This is a genomic window from Plantactinospora mayteni, assembly GCF_016862935.1.
Lineage (GTDB): Bacteria > Actinomycetota > Actinomycetes > Mycobacteriales > Micromonosporaceae > Plantactinospora > Plantactinospora mayteni.
This window is the reverse complement of record NZ_BONX01000036.1, coordinates 162,907-176,814: the sequence shown is the minus strand read 5'-3', so window position 1 is coordinate 176,814 and position 13,908 is coordinate 162,907. Positions and strand designations below refer to the sequence as shown.

The 13,908-nt window shown below is 70.8% G+C and carries 15 protein-coding genes; 8 read left to right on the top strand and 7 right to left on the bottom strand.

What is annotated here, in order from left to right; genetic code table 11:
* Positions 1–42 precede the first annotated feature (42 nt).
* The 6 genes from Pma05_RS26440 (at position 43) to Pma05_RS26415 (ending at position 5,552) form a co-directional block, all read left to right on the top strand.
* Entirely contained in the window at positions 43–549 is a 507-nt protein-coding gene (locus tag Pma05_RS26440) for a DUF6328 family protein (protein WP_203860177.1), read from the top strand.
* 225 nt (positions 550–774) lie between these two features.
* Positions 775–1,056: a hypothetical protein gene (locus Pma05_RS26435; RefSeq protein WP_203860176.1), complete on the top strand. Its 282-nt coding sequence runs from the start codon at positions 775–777 to the stop codon at positions 1,054–1,056.
* A 55-nt stretch (positions 1,057–1,111) separates the two neighbouring features.
* On the top strand, positions 1,112–1,693 hold the full coding sequence (locus Pma05_RS26430) for an RNA polymerase sigma factor (protein ID WP_203860175.1): 582 nt from the start codon (positions 1,112–1,114) through the stop codon (positions 1,691–1,693).
* Positions 1,690–3,639, top strand: a complete 1,950-nt coding sequence (locus tag Pma05_RS43560) for an EAL domain-containing protein (RefSeq protein ID WP_203860174.1) — start codon at positions 1,690–1,692, stop codon at positions 3,637–3,639. Before Pma05_RS26430 ends, Pma05_RS43560 begins: the two co-directional genes overlap by 4 nt.
* 349 nt (positions 3,640–3,988) lie before the next feature.
* Positions 3,989–4,633: a hypothetical protein gene (locus Pma05_RS26420; protein WP_203860173.1), complete on the top strand. Its 645-nt coding sequence runs from the start codon at positions 3,989–3,991 to the stop codon at positions 4,631–4,633.
* Entirely contained in the window at positions 4,626–5,552 is a 927-nt protein-coding gene (locus Pma05_RS26415; protein WP_203860172.1) for a serine hydrolase, read from the top strand. The genes Pma05_RS26420 and Pma05_RS26415 overlap by 8 nt, the downstream gene beginning before the upstream one ends.
* A gap of 142 nt (positions 5,553–5,694) precedes the next feature.
* On the opposite strand, the gene Pma05_RS26410 is transcribed toward Pma05_RS26415, so the two are convergent.
* From Pma05_RS26410 to Pma05_RS26400, 3 genes are all read right to left on the bottom strand, one after another.
* A complete protein-coding gene (locus Pma05_RS26410) occupies positions 5,695–5,883 on the bottom strand; it encodes a DUF397 domain-containing protein (protein ID WP_203860171.1) in 189 nt (62 codons plus the stop codon).
* A 73-nt stretch (positions 5,884–5,956) separates the two neighbouring features.
* Positions 5,957–6,145, bottom strand: coding sequence for a DUF397 domain-containing protein (locus Pma05_RS26405; RefSeq protein ID WP_203860170.1), 189 nt, complete (start codon positions 6,143–6,145; stop codon positions 5,957–5,959).
* Positions 6,136–7,011, bottom strand: a complete 876-nt coding sequence (locus Pma05_RS26400; protein WP_203860169.1) for a helix-turn-helix domain-containing protein — start codon at positions 7,009–7,011, stop codon at positions 6,136–6,138. Before Pma05_RS26400 ends, Pma05_RS26405 begins: the two co-directional genes overlap by 10 nt.
* Positions 7,012–7,329: 318 nt before the next feature.
* On the opposite strand from Pma05_RS26400, the gene Pma05_RS26395 reads away from it, so the two are divergent.
* Positions 7,330–9,306 (top strand): acyl-CoA dehydrogenase family protein, encoded by a 1,977-nt coding sequence (locus Pma05_RS26395; RefSeq protein ID WP_203860168.1) that lies wholly within the window; start codon positions 7,330–7,332, stop codon positions 9,304–9,306.
* Positions 9,307–9,370: 64 nt separating this feature from the next.
* The gene (locus Pma05_RS26390; protein WP_203860167.1) at positions 9,371–9,508 is read left to right on the top strand and encodes a hypothetical protein; all 138 of its coding nucleotides are present in this window, start codon (positions 9,371–9,373) and stop codon (positions 9,506–9,508) included.
* Positions 9,509–9,574: 66 nt separating this feature from the next.
* Here Pma05_RS26390 and Pma05_RS26385 read toward each other — a convergent pair whose 3' ends face one another.
* The 4 genes from Pma05_RS26385 to Pma05_RS26370 all read right to left on the bottom strand — a co-directional run bounded on the left by Pma05_RS26385 (position 9,575) and on the right by Pma05_RS26370 (position 13,728).
* Complete coding sequence (locus tag Pma05_RS26385) at positions 9,575–10,543, bottom strand: aldo/keto reductase (RefSeq protein WP_239313121.1); 969 nt, start codon at positions 10,541–10,543, stop codon at positions 9,575–9,577.
* Positions 10,544–10,702: 159 nt separating this feature from the next.
* A complete protein-coding gene (locus tag Pma05_RS26380; protein WP_203860166.1) occupies positions 10,703–11,830 on the bottom strand; it encodes an asparaginase in 1,128 nt (375 codons plus the stop codon).
* Between the two features lie 131 nt (positions 11,831–11,961).
* On the bottom strand, positions 11,962–12,600 hold the full coding sequence (locus Pma05_RS26375; RefSeq protein ID WP_203860165.1) for a hypothetical protein: 639 nt from the start codon (positions 12,598–12,600) through the stop codon (positions 11,962–11,964).
* 90 nt (positions 12,601–12,690) lie between these two features.
* The gene (locus Pma05_RS26370; RefSeq protein ID WP_203860164.1) at positions 12,691–13,728 is read right to left on the bottom strand and encodes a hypothetical protein; all 1,038 of its coding nucleotides are present in this window, start codon (positions 13,726–13,728) and stop codon (positions 12,691–12,693) included.
* Positions 13,729–13,908: the final 180 nt, after the last annotated feature.

Sequence of the window (13,908 nt, the reverse complement as noted above, 5' to 3'; positions counted from 1 at the left end):
GCACACTGCTCCGAACTCCGACCGGTTGGGGAGGTGGCGCAGGTGGCCGTCGAGACGGAAAAGCAGCGTTGGCAGCGTAACTTCGCCGACCTGTTGCAGGAGTTGCGGGTGGCGCAGACGGGGGTGCAGATCCTGTTCGCCTTCCTGCTCACCCTGCCCTTCAGTAACGGCTTTCCACGGGCCACCACGTTCCAGAAGGACACCTACGTGGTCGCGCTGCTGTCGGCGGCGGCGGCCACCGCCTTGATCATCTCCCCGGTCGCCTTCCACCAGGCGCTCTTCCGACGGGGGCGCAAGCCGGAACTGGTCCGGTTCGCGCACGCCATGGCGAGCGGCGGACTGGCCTTCATGCTGATCTCGATGGTCAGCTCGGTGCTGCTGATCACCGACTTCCTGCTGCCCCGGCCGGTGGCGTTCGTACTCAGCGGGCTGACCGCGATCTGGTTCCTGACCTTCTGGGCCGCGCTGCCGTTCCTGCGCCGCAACTGGGGTGAGCCCGAGGAGGACGACGACGAGCCGGTCGCCGCCCGCCCCGACGCCGTCGAGTGAGCGTACTCCGCCCGCACTGTGTCATCACTCTGTGCAATCCATACTGGACAGTAAATGTGTTCGTTTGATCGGCCTGTCTACTGTGGCTGATCGGAGGAACCATGCCAGCTAGGCGCCACTTTTTTGATCATTGGCATCTTCACCCGGGCGGGTCGCCCCCTACACGCGGACCCCTGACGGAGAGTTATACGCGGGAAGGACAACTACGGACTGCGAGAGGCGAGGATGAGCGAGGTTCTGGGGGGACTGTCGACCGGGAGTTCGGTGGCAGTGCTGGTGGGCCTGATCGGGGGGTTGGGGCTGCTGGTTCGGGGCTTTCTGCGGTACCGCAGCCGGGTGCAGGCGGAACGGGAGTGGTCGGCGCGGACCCGGGCCCGGACCATGGGCCTGATCCGGCTGGTCGGCGGCCACTCCGCCGACGTACGGATCGACGAGCGGGACCGCGACGGGCACCGGGTCGTGGAACTGCGGGGCCTGCGTCGAACAGACGGGGGCGAGGCGGCATGAGCGAGCGAATCATTCTGCTCGGTCGGGCGGCTCGGGACGGCGCCGAGGTGACGGCATGAGGAGCGGGGACAACGCGGTGGTGCGGGCCGAGTCGGCCGCCCGGTTGGGGGACCGGGGCCAGGCCGAGTCCGAGGTGAGCTTCGAGGCGTTCTGCCAGCGGAACTTCGTGCTGGTCGAGCGCTTCCTGCTCGCCCAGTGCGCGGACCGGGGGCTGGTCGAGGACGCCGTACAGGAGGCGTTCATCACCGCGCGGGACAAGTGGGAGCAGATCCGCGACTACGAGAAGCCGCTGGCCTGGATGTACAAGACCGCCCGCTACAAGCTGCTGGTACTGCACCGGCGCCGCCGGCAGGACGTGACGGTCAGCCTGGAGGAGATACCGCCGGAGCGGCTCGCCGAACCGGCCGACCCGGCGGAGGCCCGGGAACTGTTGCGCGGCTGGCTGCCCAGACTGCCGCCCCGGCAGGCCGAGGTCTTCGTACTGGCACTGGACGGCTGGTCCGACCACGAGATCGCGGCCATCCTCGGCATCGCGTACAACACGGTGCGGACGTACCGGCAGGAGGCTCGGCGTCGGTTGAAGGAACTCGCCCAGCAGGCGGGCTTCGATGCGCCCTCCGGGAGGGAACGGGGATGAACCTGGACGACATCCTGTCGTTGGCCTCGGACCGGACGCTGAGCGAACTGGAGCGGGCCCGGGCCCGCCGGGCCACCCGCCGGGTACAGCAGGAATACCAGCGGGCGGTCTCCGAGGGCCGCGACCTGACCGACGACATCGAGGTACGCGATCCGCTGGCCACCGACACCGACGAGGCGGCCCGGATCACCCGGGCGGCCGAGCTGGCCAAGCTCGGTACCGTGACCTGGACCCGGGCCAGCGGAGGGCTGACCTGGTCGGACGAGATGGCCCTGATCCTCGGCTATCCGCCCGGCAGCCTCCGGCACTCGGTCGCGGCGCTGACCCGGCTGGTCCACCCCGACGACGTCGACGGGGTACGCGAGGCGGTCGAGTCGGTGTGGCGGGACCGGACCGTCCGGGAGACGACCTGCCGGGTGATCCGCCCGGACCGGGTCACCCGGTACGTGCACTGCTACCTGGAGTACGTCGTCGACGGGGAGAACCGGCCGTCCGGCATCATCGCCACCGCCCGGGACATCACCGAACTCGAACTCGCCCGCCAGGAGCAGGCGCGACTGGCCCGCCGACGGGAGACGGTGCAACTGGAGCTGGCCGGGCGGGACCCGGTCACCGGGCTCTTCCACCGGGCGAGGTTCGCCGACGAGATCGACACCGCCCAGCGGGGCGGACCGGGTGTGCTGCTGGTGGTGGCCGTCGAGCCGGTCGGCCCGGCCGTCGCGCCCGGCGCCGGTCCCGGCCTCGGCCTCGGCGTCGACGCCGGGATCGAGGGCGAGCCGGACGGCGACGCGGACGAGCAGGAGCGGCTGGCGGTGGCGGTCGCCCAGGTCGTCCGCCGGGTCGCCCGCCGCTCCGACGTCTGCGGGCTGACCGGTCCGAACGAGTTCGGGGTACTGATGCAGCGGACCACGCTGAGTTCGGCCACCGCGCTCGCCGAGTCCATCATCGACGGTATCCGGTCCCAGTCCTTCGTGCTGGGCCGGACCCGGGTGGTCGACGCCTGGGGCGGCCTGGTCCGCTACCAGGGGCGGGACGGCAGCCGCGGCGTCGACCTGATCGTGGACGCGGAGACGGCCTGGCGCCGGGCCCGGGCGACCGGCGTCGACCGGGTCGCCCTGGACCAGCCGGCGGCCGAGGACGAGCGCCGGGAGCTGTGCCGGAGCCGGGTACGGGCGACGGTGGCGGAGAACCGTTTCACGCTCTTCACCCAGCCGATCCTCGACCTGCGGCTCAACCAGATCACCCGGCAGGAGATCCTGCTCCGGGTGGTCGACGACGCCGGGCGGGCGTATTCCGCGTCCACCCTGCTCGGTGACGCGGAGCGGCTGGACGAGATCCTGCCGATCGACCGGTGGGTGATCGACCGCACCATCGAACTCATCGCCCGGGGCTCGCGTACCTCGCACTACCAGGTGAACCTCTCCGGGCGTTCGCTCGGCGACCCGCACCTGCTGGAGCGGGTACAACAGCGGCTCCAGCAGTACGACGTCGATCCCGGCCAGATCACCTTCGAGATCACCGAGACGGCCCGGATCGGCAACCTGACCGAGGCGCACAACTTCGCGTACGGGATCCGCCAGCTCGGCTGTCAGCTCGCCCTCGACGACTTCGGGTCGGGGCACGTGCCGTTCGCCTTCCTTACCTACTTCCCGGTGGACCTGGTGAAGGTGGGTGGCGAGTTCATCGCCGGGATCGAGCACTCGGTGGCGAACCGGGGCATCGTACGGTCGATCGTCGAGATGTGCCGCACGTTGGGCATCCGGACCGCGGCCGAGCACGTGGAGGACGAGGCCACCATGGATCTGCTCCGGGACTACGGGGTGGACTTCGCCCAGGGGTACCTGGTCGGCAAGCCCAAGCCGGTGACCAGCCCGGCGCGTACCCTGCCGGCCTCAGCCGAGCCCGAGGCCGACCCGGAGCGGGAGTTGCGGGCCGCCACCGGATAGCCCGACCGACCGTCGGCCGGCTCGACCCGTCCCGGCGTAGCCCGTCCCGGGGCAGCCCGGCACCGAGCCGGCCGACGGCGAACGGTCGATGGTCGATGGTCGACGGCGGACGCGGACAGCGGACGGCCGACGGCGAACGGTCGATGGTCGATGGTCGACCGCGGACCGCGGACCGCGGACAGCGGACGGCCGACGGTCGATGGCGGATGGCGGACGGTCGCGTGCAACGTCCTGTGCGTGCCGGCCGTCATTAAGGAGCGTGGAAGCCCGAGCAAGGCCGCTACAGGCGGTCGACAGGCCGATCGCGCAACGGGTCCGGCGCATGCCGGGCGGGCGGGACCGGCCGGCCGTGACAGTCGTCCTGCTGCTGGTCGTGCTGGCGGTGGCCGGCCTCACCGCCGGCTGTGGTGCCGATCCGGCATCCCGGCCGCCGGTGGCGGAGGGGGCCCGGTTGACCGCGAGCGGTCCGGCGGACCGGTCGGCACTCGACCTGGCTCTGCTCCAGCCGAGCGGGTTGGGCGCGGGATGGCAGCAGAGTCCGCATCCGCCGGGGCCGCCGCCGTGGCCGTGGCTCCAGGCCGACTGTCCGGCCTACCGGGACGGGGACTATCCGGCCCAGGGACACCGGATCGGCGCCGTGCAGCGCCGCTACCGGCACGAGCCGTCCGAGCTGGTCGCGACGCAGGTCGTCGAGGCGTACGAGCCGGGCTGGGCGGTGCGGGCCCTTGATGACGTACGCCGGGTGGTGAAGACCTGCTTCCGGTACGACGCCTATGGCGCCACCATCTCGTTCACGCCGCTCGACACCGATCTTCCGCCCGCCGACGGGCTGGTGGTGCAGGGCCGGATCGAGTCTCCCGGTGCGCCCGCCCGGTTGACGCTGCTGGTGGCGGTACGGCGCGGCGATCGGATCTCGACGCTGAACGTTCCGGGTCCGGCGGACCGGGGCACCGTGTCTGCGGTGGCGAAGAAGCTGGGGGACCTCCTTGACTAGCCGACCCGGCCCGAGGCGCCGGGAACTGCTCGCCGCCACCGCAGCCGCACTGCTCGGTGCGGGCGCGGCCGGCACCGGGCTGGCGTACCGGTGGACGGGTTCGGCGGGTGCCGGCCCGCAGCCGGGGGCGACAGCCAGCCCGCCCCGACCGACGCCCAGCCCGACGCCGGACTATGCGGCGTTGGCGGGTACCCGGATCGAGCGGAATCTGCGCGGAGTCGGCGGTCGGGTCACGCTGGCGGTGGAGGACCGGGCCAGCGGGCTGGCGGTGACCGCCGGCACCCGGCGCTACCAGACGGCCAGCATCGTCAAGGTCGACATCCTGGCGGCGCTGCTGCTGCGCCGCCAGGACCAGGGGCGCAAACTCGGCGCGAACGAGCGACAGCTCGCCCGCTCGATGATCGTGGTCAGCGACAACGCGGCGGCGAGCAGCCTGTACGCCACGATCGGCCACCGGACCGGGCTGACCGCCGCGAACAGGACCCTCGGGCTGCGCCAGACGACCCCCAATTCGAGTTGGGGAGTGACCACGACGACGGCGGCCGACCAGCTCCGGCTGCTGACCGCGATCACCGACCCGGCCGGTCCGCTCGGCGACGACGGCCGGGACTTCCTGCTCGGGTTGATGGGCGAGGTCGACAAGCAGCAGGACTGGGGGATCACCGCCGCAGCCGGTCGGGCCAGCACCGCCAGCTACGTCAAGAACGGCTGGACGACGGTCGACGCCGACAACGGGCTGTGGCTGGCGCACAGCATCGGCCGGATCGTCGAGCCGGGCCGGGACTGGCTGGTCGCCGTACTCTCCGACCACCATTCGACACAGCAGAAGGGGATCGCGGCGGTGGAGAAGGCCGCGAGGTATGCCCTGACCGAGCTACGCAAGGTCCCGTCGTCGTCGACCGGTGCGCTGACACACTGAGCAACTCCTCGTGACGCCCGGTGCGCCGATGCCGATGCCGCCCGTCCGGTCCGCTGTGCTCACCTGGACACCAGATGCGTTATCACAGCCTCGTAGCGCATCTGGTGTCCAGGTCGACGCGGGGGTGGCGCCGTCGCGGGCGTCAGGGGGTGCTGACGGTGTGGACGAAGGTGCGCCAGGCGTCGGTGCTGAAGGTGAGGATGGGGCCTTGGCGGTCTTTGCTGTCGCGGACGTGTACGGCGTCGGGGAGGTTGTCGGCCACTTCGACGCAGGTGGCTCCACCGTTGGAGGAGCGGGTGGAGGTGCGCCACTGGGCGTTGCTCAGGTCCATGTCTTCGCCGCTTTCTTGAGCAGGTCGAGCCGGACCGCGCAGGGGGGACCGCTCGGCCGGCCCGGTGCCGGGGTCAGTGGGTGGGGACGGTGTGGACGAAGGTGCGCCAGGCGTTGGGGGTGAAGGTGAGGATGGGGCCTTGGCGGTCTTTGCTGTCGCGGACGTGTACGGCGTCGGGGAGGTTGTCGGCCACTTCGACGCAGGTGTCACCGCCGTTGGAGGAGCGGGTGGAGGTGCGCCACTGGGCGTTGCTCAGGTCCATTTCTTCGCCGCTTCCTTGAGCAGGTCGAGGGAGTGCTGGCGCGGCAACGCCTCGCTGCGGACGCCTTCCCACGCCTCTTGCAGGCTATCAATCTCGTCGGGCAACGTGACGACCTGACCACGGAGCAGATTGTCCAGATAGCCGACCCAGCCGTTGCCCTCCATCGCGGCCAGCACGAACGGCCCGGCCAGCCCGGCGTACATGCCGATGCCGGTCGGCACGACCAGCAGGTCGACGTTCGGCAACTCGGCCACCGCGATCAGGTGGTCGAGCTGCTCCCGCATGATCGCCGGGGTTCCGATCAGCCGGCCCAGCACGGTGGCGTCCAGCACCGCGAAGAGCTGCACCGGCATCTCCCGGGTGAGGATCGTCTGCCGTTCCAGCCGGACGGCCACCCGGCGCTCGATCTCCTGCTCGGTGAGCCGGCTGCCGGCGGCGATCACCGTCCGGGCGTATGCCTTGGTCTGCAACAGGCCCGGCACCAGGTTCGGCTCGAACCACCGCAGTATCCGGGCGTTCCGTTCGGCGTCCCGCCACGAGCGGAACCACTGGGTGTCCCTGGTGGCAACCCGGAGCAGCTCCACGAAGAGGCCGCCGGTGTCAAGCTCGCGGTCTGCCAGGGCCAGGTAGCGGAAGTCCAGCGGTCGGGTGCCGGTCTCCACCGAACTCACCAGGGAACCGGAGAAGTTGATCCGGCCGCCGAACTTGTCCTGGGACAGGCCGGCGTTGACCCGAGTCCGGCGGAGCTGCGCCCGGATGAACTCGAGGAGCGGTACCTCGATCGGCCGCTCGGCGGGCTGGTCGGTGGACGGGTCGGCGGGCGGGTCGTCGCGATCCTGGCCGTCCTGGCTGTCCTGTTCGTCCATGATCCCCCCTCGCTGCCCCGGCACCCGTTCCGTGAGCGCCGGTAGCTACCTCGATTGATTCCTGGGCGCACCGTAGTGGCTCCTGACCGGACAGTGAAGATTCCTGGTGGCATCTGTGGAGAGATTCCGGACGTCTGTGGAATCCGCAGGAGATTTCGGCACGCGCATATCCGGTTCTACCGACGGGTAACAAAACGGAGTAGCGTTGGTGAGGTATTCGGCCGCAGCACGTCAGGCGCAGCACGTCAGGAGGTCGCCCGCTCCACGGGTGCGATGAACGTGGGCACCTCACCGCCGTACTCGATCGAGGGGGTTGCCGTGACCACGACAGAGCGGAACAGGCCGGCGGCGGGCGGGTCGGACGGAGTCGGGCCGCTGCCGAAGGAGGCGGGACAGGTCTCCGAGCGGGAGGCCCGGCAGGTTGCCGAGGCCGCCCGGGAGACCGAGTGGGGCAAGCCGAGCTTCGGCAAGGAACTCTTCCTCGGCCGGCTCCGGCTGGACCTGATCGACCCGTGGCCGCAGCCCGATCCCGAGCGCGCCGCCCACGCCGAGGAGTTCCTGACCAGGCTCGACGCATACGTCCGGTCCGAGGTGGACGGGGCGGCGATCGAGCGGGACGCCCGGATCCCCGACGAGGTGTTCCAGGGACTCGCCCGGCTCGGCACCTTCGGCATGAAGATCGACCAGAAGTACGGCGGCCTCGGTCTGACCAACCTGCACTACTGTCGGGCGCTGACCCTGGCCGGCTCGGCCAGCCCAGCGATCGGCGCGCTGCTCTCGGCGCACCAGTCCATCGGGGTGCCGCAGCCGCTGAAACTCTTCGGCACCGACGAGCAGAAGCAGCGCTTCCTGCCCCGGCTGGCCGCCGGTGAGGTGTCGGCGTTCCTGCTGACCGAGCCGGACGTCGGCTCCGACCCGGCCCGGCTGGCCACCACCGCCGAGCCGACCGAGGACGGCACCGGCTACCGGCTCGACGGGCTGAAGCTGTGGGCCACCAACGGCACCGTGGCCTCCCTGCTGGTGGTGATGGCCCGGGTGCCGGCGTCGGAAGGGCGGCGCGGCGGGATCACCGCGTTCGTCGTCGAGGCGGACTCGCCCGGGATCACTGTCGAACGGCGCAACGCCTTCCTCGGCCTGCGCGGGCTGGAGAACAGCCTGACCCGCTTCTCCGACGTCTTCGTACCCGCCGAAAATGTCATCGGCGGTGAGGGACGCGGGCTGAAGATCGCGCTGACCACGCTGAACACCGGCCGGCTCTCGTTGCCGGCGATGTGCGTCGGAGCCGGCAAGTGGTCGCTGAACGTGGCCCGGGAGTGGGCGGCCGACCGGGTGCAGTGGGGTCGGCCGGTCGGCGGGCACGAGGCGGTGGCGAGCAAGCTCTCCTTCATCGCGGCCACCACCTACGGCATGGAGACCATGCTCGACCTCTGCTGCCTGCTCGCCGACGACGACACAAACGACATCCGGATCGAAGCGGCGCTGGTCAAGCTCTATGCAAGCGAGATGGCCTGGAAGATCGCCGACGAACTGGTGCAGATCCGGGGCGGGCGCGGCTACGAGACCGCCGACTCGCTGACCGCCCGGGGTGAGCGCCCGGCCGCCGTCGAGCAGATCCTCCGCGACCTGCGGATCAACCGGATCTTCGAGGGCTCGACCGAGATCATGCACCTGCTGATCGCCCGGGAGGCGGTCGACGCGCACCTCTCGGTGGCCGGCGACATCATCGACCCCGACGCCGAGTTGGGCCAGAAGGTCCGGGCCGGGGCCAGGGCGGGTGCGTTCTACGCCAGGTGGCTGCCGACCCTCGCGGTCGGTCGCGGGCAGAACCCCAGCGGGTACGCGGAGTACGGGCAGCTCGCCGGGCACCTGCGGCAGGTCGAGCGGTCGTCCCGCAAGCTGGCCCGGTCGACGTTCCTGGCGATGTCCCGCTGGCAGGGGAAACTGGAGCACAAGCAGGGCTTCCTCGGCCGGATCGTGGACATCGGCGCCGAACTGTTCGCGATGTCGGCGGTCTGCGTACGGGCGAATGCCGAACGGGAGACCCGACCCGAGGGCGTGGAGTTGGCCGACCTGTTCTGCCGGCAGGCCCGGGTGCGGATCGCCGCGCTGTTCCGGGCGCTGTGGGAGAACACCGACTCGGTCGACACGGCGGCGGCGAAGCGGATCCTCGCCGGCCGGTACGCGTTCCTGGAGGAGGGTGTGGTCACCCCGGCGGCTGACCTGCCCTGGGTGGCTCCCTGGCAGCCGGGGCCGTCGACCGCCGAGGACGTACGCCGACGGATCCCGCCGGTCTGAGCGCCCGCCCGACGAGGGGCGAATGCCGCAGGAGCGTCGTAGTCGGTCTATATGCTCCGCGACCATGGTCATGATGAAACTCGGTGACGAGACGACGGCCGAGGTGCACGGCACCGGATGGCATCTGGAGGTCTTCGAGGAGCGGTTGCCGCTGCCGGAAATCATCCGCCGTCGGGTGTGCCAGGAACTGGTCGGTGGCTGATGTACAACCCGACGGCGCCGGGCGGGCATCTGCGCACGCCCGGCGCCCGGTGCGGCGACCGCCCGTTCACCACCGCCAGAACTCCTCCGGGGCGGTGAGCGGGGCCAACGTCTCCCACAACTCGTCGGGGATGTCCCAGGTGGCGAGGCGGGCGGTCTCGGCGATCCGCTCCGGCCGGGACACTCCGACGATGGTCGAGGTGATCCGGGGATCCCGTACGGAGAACTGGAGTGCCGCCGCCCCGATCGGTACGCCGTGCGCCGCGCACGCCGCCTCCATCAGCCTGATCCGGCGCAGCACCTCGTCGTCGGCCTGCCGGTAGGCGTACTTCGTGGAGGTGGCGGTGCCCTTGGCGAGCACGCCGCCGCCGAACGGTGCCCCGTTCACCACGCCGACGCCGAGCGAGACCGCCTCGTCGAGCAGGTCACCGGCCGACCGGTCCACCAGGGTCCACCGGTTGTGCGTGATCAGTGCCGCGAAGTGCCCGGTACGCAGGTATCGCGCCATCAGCTCCACCGGGCCGCCGGCCACCCCGAGGTGCCCGATCACGCCCTCGCGCTGCATGTCCAACAGCGCCTCGACCGGGCCGCCGGGCGCCATTCCGGCCTCGAAGCTGACGTTCTCCGGGTCGTGCAGATAGACCAGCGGCAGCCGGTCCAGGCCGAGCCGTTCCAGGCTGCCCTCGGCGGAGCGGCGCATCTGGTCGCCGGAGAAGGCGCCGGTGGTGAAGTCCCGGTCGACCTTGGTGGCGAGCACGAAGCCCTCCGGTACGCCGCCGATCCGGAGCAGCGCCGCACCGATCCGCCGCTCACTCTCCCCGTCGCTGTAGCCGGCGGCGGTGTCGAGGAAGTTGAACGGGCCGGTCAGCGCGGCGAGCGCGGTCTCGGTGCCGCGCTCCGCGCTGACGTCGTACCCGAAGAGGCCCGGCATGCTGCCCAGCGGGCCGCCGCCGACGCAGACCGGGGTGACGTGCAGCCCGGTGACGCCCAACGGGCGGCGGGGGAAGGCGTCCGGCGGTTGCTGTCTTCCGTGCACGGAAATCCTTTGACCTACGGCGTCGGCGGTGTGGCGGCGGGTGTGCACCGGCGGCCGATCATGCCGTCCGCCCGGCTATTGTGGCCGCCCGGACCGACGATGGCCAGCGGTGTTGCCGTCGGGAGTGGAGTGGGCGGCGAGCCCGTCGTGCGGCCCGGCTCACCCCACCGGATCGAACTCCGGTACGCCGTACCGCTGGAACCAGGCCCGGACCTGCGCCGGGTCGTCGGTGCGGGCGAGGGCGAGCAGCAGCAGCAACCGCGCCTTCTGCGGCCGCAGCTCCTCGGCCGGGATCACCGCGCCGGGGGTGTCGTAGACGGCGCCGGTGACGTTCCGGTTCGCCGCGACCACGGTCACGCCCGAGGCCATGGCCGGCATGGCCGCCTCGAACTGTCGTGGCGAGGGCGTACCGGCGAAGACCAGCCCGGTCACCCCGGCGTCGACCAGCGCGGTCACCGGTTCACCGGCGGCGTCGGCGTAGGTGTAGACGACCTCGACCCTGGGCAGCCGCTCGCGCGAGATCGTGGCCAGGTCGAACGGCGTGCGCCAGTGCTGTGGGCGGTCACAGTCGCGTACCCGGGCGGGGGCGCGCAGCAGCCGGATCCGTTGCTCGTCGACCGTGCCGAGGCTGCCGAACTCCGGCGACCGCATGGTGTCCAGTCGGGTGGTGCTGGTCTTCGTGGCGTCCCGGGCGGCGAGGATCTCGTCGTTCAGCATGATCACGCTGCCGAAGCACCGCGTACGGCCACTCGCCGCGAGCAGCACCGCGTTGTACAGGTTCGGCGGGCCGTCGCTGCCGACGACCGTCCACGGGCGCATCGCTCCGGTTACGACAACCGGTTTCGGGCTGCGTACGGTCAGGTCGAGCCAGTAGGCCAACTCCTCCATGGTCTGGGTACCCGTGGTGACCACGGCCGCGTCTGCCCGCTTGAGCTGCTCGTCGACCAGCCGGGACAGGTCGTGGTAGTCGGCGATCGTGTACTCGCCCGATCCCTTGGCGCCGAAGTCCACTGTCGACACGTCCGCCACCTGCCCGATCTCCGGTTGCAGGAAGCCGACCAGGTCCCGGGTCGGCAGTCCCCCGGGCTGGTAGCTCTGGAAGGAGACCCGGCTCTCGCCGATCCCGGCGATCGTGCCGCCGGTGCCGATGACCACGACATCCGGCCGGTCAGCCGGTTCCGGGGCGCTCGCCGCCCGGTACGCGGACGCCGCGTCGCCCCCGGCCAACGCGACCATCGCGATGACCGCCACCCCGGCGAGGGCACCACTGAAACGCATCTTCGTCATTCCCCGAGCCTCGCCGACACCCGGCTCGGGGAACATCCGGTAAGCCCCGCTTTCGCACCTATGGCCACCACTACCCGCCGGGGCGGGGCGCGTGTGATGTGCCACTCATGACTCTTCTTCCTTGAGTCTGGTCAGATGCTCCTCGAAACGCTCGTCGGCGAGCCTGCCGGAGCGGGTCGCAGGCCGAGCGCTCGCAGCTCCAGCGCGGCCAGCGCGTCCACCGCCTTGGCATCGCCCCGACGCCACGCCTGCGCCACGTCCGGATCGATCCGGGTCAGCGTCCGGATCGGCTGGTTGGCCAGCGCCCGCAGCGCCAGCAGATCCCGCCCGGCCGGCGCCGACCGCAACGCCCGAGCCGCACCCGCCCGCCGCATCCACCGGACCCGCAGCGGCAGCCACCCCAACAGCACCACGCCGAGCGGAAACACCAGCAGGGCCAGCGACAGCGCCAACGCCAACTCCCCGACCAGCTCCTGCTGGTCCCGGCCCGCCTCGGCCATCGCCCGCGCCGCCCCGGCCGCCTTCTCGAACGGCGAGGTCAGGTCGTCACCCACCACCGGCACCCGGCCGACCTTGCCACTCGCGTCCGCCAGGTTGTCGGCCAGTCCACCGCCGGCCCCCTCCAGCTTCTGTCCGGGTACGGCGAGCTTCTGCACCAGGTCGTGCATCCAGATCGCGGCCCGGATCCAGAGGTAGATCCAGGCGACGACGAGCAGGTCGGCGAGGAGTTGACGGGCGGCGGTCGGAAAGCGATCGGCGTAGATCCTCATGCCGGTCAGCGTGCCACGGGCCGGCCTGCCGTGCCGTGGCAGTGGGCCGGGGAGCGCGTCCCCGACCCACCGGCTTCGTGTCCTCTGCCGTCAGCCCCGAGCCGACACGATGGTGTAGTCCACCCCACCCAGTACGAACTTCTCGCCGACCTCACGGGCCGGTCCGACCTGTAGCACCTGAAGCACGTACGGCTTCTGCGCGGCGTCACCGGCCGAGAAGCTCAGCTTGACGACGGGGCGCTCCTCCGGATTGATCAGCAGGTCCCTGATCTCTGCCCGAGCCGGGTCGACCTCCAGTTGAGTCCGACCGACCACCCGGATGCCCTCACCCGCTCGGCCGCCCCGCACCCAGCGCTCGAACAGTTCCGGACCGAGGTCGACCACGACCTTCACCCCCGGCACGACCTGGTCCGCGGGACGGAACACGAGGTCGAAGTTCGCCGGCACCGGCAGCGCGTTCGCCAGCGCGTACGGCCGGTCGACCGGCGGTCCACCCGGGGTGGCCGGGACGGTGTTGGCGTTCTTCCAGACGATGTTGTTGTTGTACTGCGTGTTGATGGACGTCGCCGTGCCCTCGAAGTTCATCGGATCGGTCGCGGACTCCCAGCGGAGCAGCAGGCAGAAGTGGCCGATGGACGGCACGTTGGGCCATTCGATCGAGGTGACCGTCTCGCCGGGCGCGACCGGCAGGCTCTTGGAGCCGATCGGGGTCCAGTGTGCCGGCCAGTTCGCGGCGCCACCCGAGGTGGTGTAGTACGCGCGCAGCGTGCCGGAGCTGATCCCCGAACCGTACGGGCCCGGGTTCCGGAGCTTGACGAAGATGTAGCTGGTCGACCCGACGACCGGGTTCGTATGGGACGCGCACTCGATCCAGCTGGGGCAGATCTTGACGTCCGGGCTGTTGAAGAAGGACGAATAGATCGCGCCGTGCGGCTCGTTCCCGACATCCGACGCGATGTCCTTCATGAACGCGTCCGTACGCGCGGACACCGCCGCGCCGGCCTTCGACCCGTCGCCGACGCCGCTACCCAGGGCGGCGCTGCTCGTCGAGACGGTCAGCAGCAGCGCCAATACCGTGCCGAACAACACTATGGGGGCTCGGAACAGGCGTGGACTCGCAGTGGTCATGGGGGTTCCTTCTCCTCGGGTACTGGGGCGGGAGTAGTGCGGGGCGCGCTCCGCTTAGGCCGGCAGAATGACTCTAATCCAATGGTCGAAGCCAATGAAATAGGCGAAGAATTCGATTGCCGTGCGTGCCCGCATTTGCCGGGGAGGGAGTAATTCTCGAATAAGGCGGAATGCTGGGCG

Bases quoted from the DNA above. Each gene is read 5' to 3' on its own strand.
- Pma05_RS26435 (WP_203860176.1), top strand. From the start codon at position 775: ATGAGCGAGGTTCTGGGGGGACTGTCGACCGGGAGTTCGGTGGCAGTG.
- Pma05_RS26430 (WP_203860175.1), top strand. From the start codon at position 1,112: ATGAGGAGCGGGGACAACGCGGTGGTGCGGGCCGAGTCGGCCGCCCGG.
- Pma05_RS43560 (WP_203860174.1), top strand. From the start codon at position 1,690: ATGAACCTGGACGACATCCTGTCGTTGGCCTCGGACCGGACGCTGAGC.
- Pma05_RS26410 (WP_203860171.1), bottom strand. From the start codon at position 5,883: ATGGACCTGAGCAACGCCCAGTGGCGCACCTCCACCCGCTCCTCCAAC.
- Pma05_RS26405 (WP_203860170.1), bottom strand. From the start codon at position 6,145: ATGGACCTGAGCAACGCCCAGTGGCGCACCTCCACCCGCTCCTCCAAC.
- Pma05_RS26400 (WP_203860169.1), bottom strand. From the start codon at position 7,011: ATGGACGAACAGGACAGCCAGGACGGCCAGGATCGCGACGACCCGCCC.
- Pma05_RS26390 (WP_203860167.1), top strand. From the start codon at position 9,371: ATGGTCATGATGAAACTCGGTGACGAGACGACGGCCGAGGTGCACGGC.
- Pma05_RS26380 (WP_203860166.1), bottom strand. From the start codon at position 11,830: ATGACGAAGATGCGTTTCAGTGGTGCCCTCGCCGGGGTGGCGGTCATC.
- Pma05_RS26375 (WP_203860165.1), bottom strand. From the start codon at position 12,600: ATGAGGATCTACGCCGATCGCTTTCCGACCGCCGCCCGTCAACTCCTC.
- Pma05_RS26370 (WP_203860164.1), bottom strand. From the start codon at position 13,728: ATGACCACTGCGAGTCCACGCCTGTTCCGAGCCCCCATAGTGTTGTTC.